The organism is Sphingomonas sorbitolis (genome assembly GCF_036663875.1).
Classification (GTDB): Bacteria; Pseudomonadota; Alphaproteobacteria; order Sphingomonadales; family Sphingomonadaceae; genus Sphingomonas.
In genome coordinates, this window is sequence record NZ_JAXOJS010000007.1 from 90,382 (window position 1) to 96,762 (window position 6,381).

Here is a 6,381-nt window from a genome sequence, read left to right on the forward strand (position 1 = left end):
CCCTCCCCGCTCCGTCATCCTGACGAAAGTCAGGGCCCAGGGTTACGAGCGGCGTTCTTTGGTCCTCTGGGTCCTGAGACGGAAGATGTCGCGCGGCTGCTCAGGCCCCGCCGGTTACCACCGCGTCGCTCAGGTCGGCGCTTGCCGGGGTCGCCAGTACGGGGATCGTTGCGATCGGGAGGGTGGCGCCGAGCGGGCCGGGCAAGGCCTCGACGATCGCAGGGCGTATCCGCGTATCGGTGGCGGGGGCGACGATCGGCGCGGCACGCGCGCGGCTGCTTGGCACCTGCGCGCGGTCGATCGGCGCGAGGATCGGGTCGAACGGGCCGAAGGTCGCCGCCCGCACGCGCTGCGTGTTGCGCGCAGGGTCGTAGGCCGGCACGCCCTGGTCGATCGCCGCCGCCTGGAGCCGGCCCAGCGTCGCCAGCAGACGCGCTTCGGCGGCATAGGCGCCGTAGGTCGCGTTGACGAACACGAGTTGCGCAGTGAGCAGGCGCTGTTCCGAATCGAGCACTTCGAAATTCGACCGAAACCCTTCCGCAAAGCCACGCTGGACGCCGGTAAGCGCGGACTCCGCCGCCTCGGTCGCGCGTTGCCCCGCGGTCATCTGCTCGCCGCCCGCGACCGCCTGATTCCAAGCGTTCTGCGCATTGGCGAGCGCCGTGCGCCGCGCGGTCTCGACCTCGAAGCCGAGCTGCTGGCGTTCGGCGATCGCGGCGCGGACGCGCGATCCGATCACACCGCCGCTCAGCAGTGGCATCGTCAGCGTGACCGCGCCGGTCGCCTGCGCGCCCAGATCGCGCACCTGATAGGTATAGGGGCTGGCATAGCCATAGCTGCCCGACAGCGCGACGATCGGCGCGCGCTCGGCGCGTTGCGCGGCGATCCGCGCATCGCCCGCCCTGGTCGCGAGGATCGCCTGCCACAGGCTTGGGCTCTCCTTCTCGGCGATCGCAAACGCGGAATCGAGCGAATTGGGCAGCCCCGGCAGCGTCGGCGGCGCGAGCAGCGTCCCCGGATTGCGCCCGACCACCGCGGCGAATCGCCCCCGGCTCGCCTGGAGATTGACCGTCGCCTGCGCCAGCTGCGCGCGGATGATCTCGCGTTGCGCCTGCGCCTGCGCGATGTCGGTGCGGGTCAGGTCGCCGCCGCGTTCGCGCGCGATCGCCTGCGTCACCTGCCGCCCATAGGAGTCGAGCGAGCGTTGCTGGATCGCCACCAGCGCCTGATCGCGGCGCACCGACACATAGGCGTCGACGACCTCGTACAGGATCGCGTTCTCCGCCTCGCGCAGTCGCTCGCGCCCCGCCAGCACGGCCGCCTCCGCCGCCGAGACCTGCGCCGCGGTCCGCCCGCCGTTGAGCAGGATCTGCGATGCCGTGAGCGTGGCCCCCATCGTCCGCCCGCGCGCCACGGCGAAATCGCCGAGCAGCCCGCGCTGGTCCTGCGACTGGTATTGCAGCGTCATGTTGACGCCCGCGGTGAGCCGGTAGGCGGCACCCGCCTGGACGATCTGCTCGTCCAGCGCGCGGAGTTGCGCCCGCTGCCCCTCCAGCGACGGATTGGTGCGATAGGCATCGGCGATCGCCTGGCCGAGCGTCTCGGGCGCCGCGACCTGCGTTTCCGGCGCGGTCTGCGCGACCGCCGGGGTCGCGAGCAGCAGGGCGGTGGCGAGGCGAAGGATATCAGCGTTCATGGAGCGACCTGGAAAAGGCTTCGGTCAACGGATCGAGCAGATAGTCGAGCGCGGTGCGTGAGCGCAGCTTGACCAGCACGGTGACGGGGACGCCCGCGCGAATCCCGGTATCGCGACCGCGGACCGCCTCGATCTTGGCGATCTGGTCGCGCGGCACGGTGATCTCGGCGCTGAAGTAGCTGTGGCCGGTCTGCTCGTCGCGCAGTGAGTCGGCGGAAACCGTGCGGACCGTGCCGAGCAGGATCGGCAGGTCGCGTTCGTGCAACGACAGGAACTTCACCTCGGCCTCGCGCCCCGCGAACACGCCGTCGATATCGCTCGGCGAGAAGTTCGCGCGCACCACTAGCGGCGCGGCGTCGGGGACGATGTCGAGGATCGCCTGCCCCGGCTGGATCACGCCCCCCACGGAGAAGACGCGCAAGCCAACGATGCGGCCGGCCACCGGCGCGCGGATGATCGTCCGCGCCAGCTGCTCGCGGGCGGCGGCGAACTTCGGCATGACCTCGTTCAGCTGGAACTGCGTGTCGCGGAGCAGCGTGGCGCTGTCCTCGACATATTTGCGGCGCGTCTGGACGCCCTCCGCCCGCGTCTGGCCGATCTGTTCGCGGGCTGCCGCCGAGCGCGAGACATAGTCGGCGTCGGTCCCTTCGAGCTGCTGGATCGAGCGTTCGATCGCGCGCACAGTGTTGCGCGAGACATAGCCTTGGTCGGCAAGCGCGCGCGTGCTCTCGAGCTGCTGGCGGAGCGAGGCGCGCTGGCGGGCGGTGGCCTGCGCCTGTGCGTTGAAGCCGGTGGTCTGCTGCGCGACGGTCGCCGCCTGCTGGCGGAGCACCGCGCCGTTCGCCGCCAACGCCGCCGAGCGCGCGGTGCGTTGCGCGATCTGGAGCGACTTCGCGCGATCGACAAGGCGCCGGTCGTCGCCCTGCGCGGACGCGAACTCCGCGGGCCAGACGATCGCGCCGCCGCGAACGTCCGCCTCCAGCCGCGCGCGTTGTGCCTGGAGGTCGATCACGCTCGCGGCCAGCGCGCGTTCGCTTGCTGTGACTTCCGCGCCTTCGAGCCGGAACAGGATGTCGCCGGCGCGGACGTGCTGGCCGTCGCGCGCGGCCATCGCCGCGACGATCCCGCCCTCGCGGTGCTGGACGGTCTGGCGATTGCCCGCGACGACCACCTGCCCCTCGCCCGCCGCCGCCGCATCGAGCCGCGCGAACGCCGCCCAGCCGAGCCCGACGACGAAGAACAGGATCGCGACGATCCCACCGACGAGGATCGCGTGACGGGGAGAGTCGTCGAGGCGGAGGCGATCGGCAAGGCTCGCGCCACCAGCCGCGGGGACCGGGCTGGCCAGTTCGGCGGGGATCATCGTACGCCTCCCGCAGCGGCGACATGCGGCCGAACGACCTTGGCGCGTTCGTCGAACAGCTGGATCGTGCCGCAGCGCAACACCATGATCTTGTCGACCGCCTGGAGCAGCCCGGTGCGATGCGTCGAGACGATCACCGTCGCACCACGCCGACGCAGCGCCGCGAGCGTCGTCACCAGCCGCGCCTCGCCATCACTGTCGAGATGCGCGTTGGGCTCGTCGAGGAACAGGATCGTCGGCGTCCCGAACAACGCGCGCGCCAGCGCAACCGACTGGTTCTGCCCCGCCGACAGCCCCGATCCGTCCGCCATGCTGAGCATCGTCGCATAGCCATTGGGCAAGCCGAGGATCACGTCATGCGCGCCCGCCGCCTGCGCCGCCTCGACCACCGCGGCGTCGAGTTGCTCGCTTTCGCCCGCCAGCACCGACTGGAACCGTGAGATGTTGGTGTGGACCGAGGTCGGGAACAGCGACGGCGATTGCGGCATGTAGCCGACGTGACGGCCGAGCTGTTCGCGGTTCCAGTCCGCCAAGCTCGCCCCGTCGATCCGGACCTCGCCGGTGTCGGGCGACAGCGCCCCCGACAGCACGCGGAGCAGCGTCGACTTGCCCGCCCCGCTCGGGCCGACCAGCGCGACGATCTCGCCGGGTTCGATCGCGAAACTGATGTCCGACAGCAGCGCTCGGTCGGTCCCCTCGGCACGGACGGTGACGCCGCGCACGTCGATCCGGCCGACCGGCGTCGGCAGCGTGGTCGCATCGAGCGACGGCCCCGGCATCGCGCAGAACGCATCGAGATCGCGGTAGGCGTTGCGCGCGGCGGCGAGCGGCTTCATCGCGCCGAGGATCTGTTCGACCGGCTGGAGCGCGCGCCCGAGCAACAGCGACGCGGCAAAGATCGCCCCACCCGAGATATCCTGCCGGATCGCCAGCAGCGCCCCCAGCGCCAGCGCGAGCGATTGCAGCAGCAGGCGGAGGAACTTGGTGATCGCAAGGAACTGCCCCGCGGTGCCGGCGAGCGCGGACTGACGGCGAACCAACTCGGCACGCTCGAGCAGATGACGGGTGATCAGCGCGTTGCGCATCCCCATCACGCGCGCGACCTCGGATCCGTGGATCGACACGTCCTGCTCGCGCGTCGCCAGCACCGCGCGCGCATGCGTGTCGCGTGCCGCGGCGGCGGTGACGCGGTCGCTGGCAATCGCGATGCCGCCGAGCAGCAGCGCGCTGACCAGCGCCAGCACTCCGATCCACGGATGGAGCAGGAATGCGATGCCGATATAGATCGGTGCCCAGGGCGCATCGAACAGCGCGACGATCGTCGGCCCGGTCAGCGTGCCGCGCACCGTATCGAAATCGCGCATCGCCTGGCTACGCTGGCCGATCGTCGCGCCATCGGTGCCAAGAATCCGCAGCAATATGCCCGGCGCGGCCTGACGTTCGAGCCGCGTGCTCGCGCGCAGCAGCAGCCGCATCCGCACCGCGTCGAGGATCGCGAACACGATCAGCGACAGCACCAGGATCAGCGTCAGCAACAGCAAGGTCGCACCGCCGCGCGTCGGCACCACACGGTCGTACACCTGAAGCATGAAGATCGACGGGACGAGGTACAGGACGTTCACCAGGCCTGAGAACACCGCGGCGAAGACGAGATGGCGTCGACACCCCCGAACGGCGTTGGCCAGGGCATTCTGGCGATGCCCGGACGTTGCCGTCGCAGGCGCGGAGAAGGACGTCGGCATGCCGTCCGCTTAGCCGCCAAAGGTTAAACGAACGGTTTCGCAGGCACTTGCGATCGTCGGGGACACCCGACAAGCGGGTTGTCCGATAGCGGCAATTCGAGAAGATCCGAATGAACTGCCGCCACACCGTTCTCGGTATGCCGCAGGCAATTACGGCTTTTCAATCGAGATATCATTACACTGGCGAACATGTCTAAGGCCCCGTCTCGCTGATCGCCCCGGTGTTCGACTACCTCGCGTACAGCGACCACTGCATGTCGGAATAGCGAAGACAGCTTAGGACAAGAATCACTTCAAATACAACGGTCTAACACTTGGCCAAACGTTGGCGAATGAAGCCCTCTAGTTCGCACTCCTTGCTAGTCCAGACATCTCGACGACGATCTTCCACAACACCGCGGATACCGATATCTCCATCAAGCTTAATCATTCGAGCGCTAAGCGCCATGCGAGCGCCGATCTGGTTGAGGTCCCCCCCTACCCGACCGCATGAACGAAGCGCCGGTTACGGTGAGCGCCGCTCGAAAGAAGCCAGTTTGGTTTCCACCAAAAGTCGGATTCGCCCCCTGCCCGTAGTCTGAACGAACGTCCGGTTACGGTGATCGCTGCTCGAAAACGGCCGGTCCGCTTTCCTGAAGAGTTTCGGATGCCGGCAGGCGTACGAAAGTCTTGGAAGCCCGAACCCGCGGGCCGCAGGCGATGCGCTATGGGGTTTTCGGTTTCCGGCCGGTCTTGGTGACCAGCGCCACGGCAGATGTAGGCGCGGGCCTGAAAGCAGACCGCCCGAATCCGGGTGAGCATGATGGGTTCGCCAGCGCGGACAGCGCGGCTTTGCTCGGTGTGGCCGCCCCTCTGATGGCTATCGGCGCAGGTAACATCGTCTCCGCAAGCACGAGCCCTGCGAGATAGATAACTCCTTGGCCGTGCCGGGTCACGACGCCTGTATCCCGGATAACGGCGCAGGAGCCGGTGGAGCGCGGGCCTGGCGCTGGCTAAGGAAGGTCTCGATGACCACCATACGCCCGCCGCAACACGGGCATGGCGGCCGGATGTCGTCCGGTTCGGCTCGTGCGTCGGACGCCGCGGGCGGTGCGACCCCGAGCAGTTCGCGGGCTCTTTCGAGATGCGCCTTGCGGGTGGCGCCTGCGAGCAGGCCATAGTGGCGGATGCGGTGGAAGCCCTTCGGCAGGACGTGGAGCAGGAAGCGGCGGATGAACTCGTCGGCGGTCAGTGTCATGACCTGCTGGCGGTCGGCGCCACCCCGGCGATAGTCTTTATAGCGGAAGGTAACGCCGGTCTGGTCGAAGCGCAGGATCCGGCTGTTCGAGATCGCAACGCGGTGCGTGTAGCGCGACAGATAGGCGAGCACCGTCTCGGGGCCGGCAAACGGCGGCTTGGCGTAGACAACCCAGCGCTTCTTCCTGACCAGGGACAGGTGCCGCAGGAATGCACGCCGGTCGGCAAGGTGCGCGAGCCTGCCGTAGAACGCGAGGCGCCCAGTTTCGTGCAGCAACATCAGCCGGGTCAGGAACAGGCGACGAAACAGCTTACCCAGGACGCGTACCGGCAGGAGGAACGCG

Annotated in this window: 4 protein-coding genes; all 4 read right to left on the minus strand. The window is 68.7% G+C overall.

The genetic code is table 11. The features are described 5' to 3' along the window. Positions 1-100: 100 nt before the first annotated feature. Positions 101-1,696 (minus strand): TolC family outer membrane protein, encoded by a 1,596-nt coding sequence (locus U1763_RS18720; RefSeq protein WP_332756437.1) that lies wholly within the window; start codon positions 1,694-1,696, stop codon positions 101-103. Further along, the gene (locus U1763_RS18725; RefSeq protein WP_332756438.1) at positions 1,686-3,059 is read right to left on the minus strand and encodes an HlyD family type I secretion periplasmic adaptor subunit; all 1,374 of its coding nucleotides are present in this window, start codon (positions 3,057-3,059) and stop codon (positions 1,686-1,688) included. Before U1763_RS18725 ends, U1763_RS18720 begins: the two co-directional genes overlap by 11 nt. Continuing rightward, positions 3,056-4,801, minus strand: coding sequence for a type I secretion system permease/ATPase (locus U1763_RS18730; protein WP_332756439.1), 1,746 nt, complete (start codon positions 4,799-4,801; stop codon positions 3,056-3,058). The genes U1763_RS18725 and U1763_RS18730 overlap by 4 nt, the downstream gene beginning before the upstream one ends. 931 nt (positions 4,802-5,732) lie before the next feature. Beyond that, positions 5,733-6,381: IS91 family transposase (locus U1763_RS18735; RefSeq protein WP_332756440.1), on the minus strand; the 649-nt coding region annotated here is incomplete at its 5' end.

Bases quoted from the DNA above. Each gene is read 5' to 3' on its own strand.
- U1763_RS18725 (WP_332756438.1), bottom strand. From the start codon at position 3,059: ATGATCCCCGCCGAACTGGCCAGCCCGGTCCCCGCGGCTGGTGGCGCG.
- U1763_RS18720 (WP_332756437.1), bottom strand. From the start codon at position 1,696: ATGAACGCTGATATCCTTCGCCTCGCCACCGCCCTGCTGCTCGCGACC.
- U1763_RS18730 (WP_332756439.1), bottom strand. From the start codon at position 4,801: ATGCCGACGTCCTTCTCCGCGCCTGCGACGGCAACGTCCGGGCATCGC.